Source organism: Polynucleobacter sp. es-MAR-4 (assembly GCF_018882055.1).
GTDB lineage: Bacteria > Pseudomonadota > Gammaproteobacteria > Burkholderiales > Burkholderiaceae > Polynucleobacter.
The window spans coordinates 1-433 of record NZ_JACVPF010000008.1 but is presented as its reverse complement, the minus strand read 5'-3'; the positions used below and the strand labels follow the sequence as shown (position 1 = coordinate 433).

1 protein-coding gene is annotated in these 433 nt (G+C 51.5%); it reads right to left on the bottom strand.

Features of this window, described 5'->3' with window-relative positions; all coding sequences use genetic code 11:
* Positions 1 to 433 (bottom strand): autotransporter-associated beta strand repeat-containing protein (locus ICN16_RS09805; RefSeq protein ID WP_216137081.1); only part of this gene is annotated, 433 nt, incomplete at both ends.

The window sequence follows — 433 nt, the reverse complement described above, 5'->3', positions numbered from 1 at the left end:
GCAAGGTTGCGCCATCTGCAAACGAGATGAGTGAGCTGTTGGCAACACTACCGGATGTGCCATTAGCACCTAAGGTCAAGGTAGCGTTTGCGGCCAGGATGGTTTCACCGGTATAGGTGCTGTTGCCGGTCAGAGTGGCAGATGCATTAGCAGCCACGGCAAAATGTCCGGTACCAGAGATCACTCCACTAAATGTGCCCGAAGTGCCGCCGTTATATGCCGTCAGTTTATGACTGCCTAAAATAATCGAGCCAGCACCAGTAAGTTGTCCAATGACTTCTGAGCCACCTAACTCATAGGTTGCGCCATCATTAACGTATACCGCAAGGCTGTCATCAAAAGATGAGCTTGGATTAGAGTTACCAGCAATCACCTTACCGGCGGAGATATTGGCGCCGCCAGTGAAGGTGTTAGCGCCTGAGAGGGTGAGAGT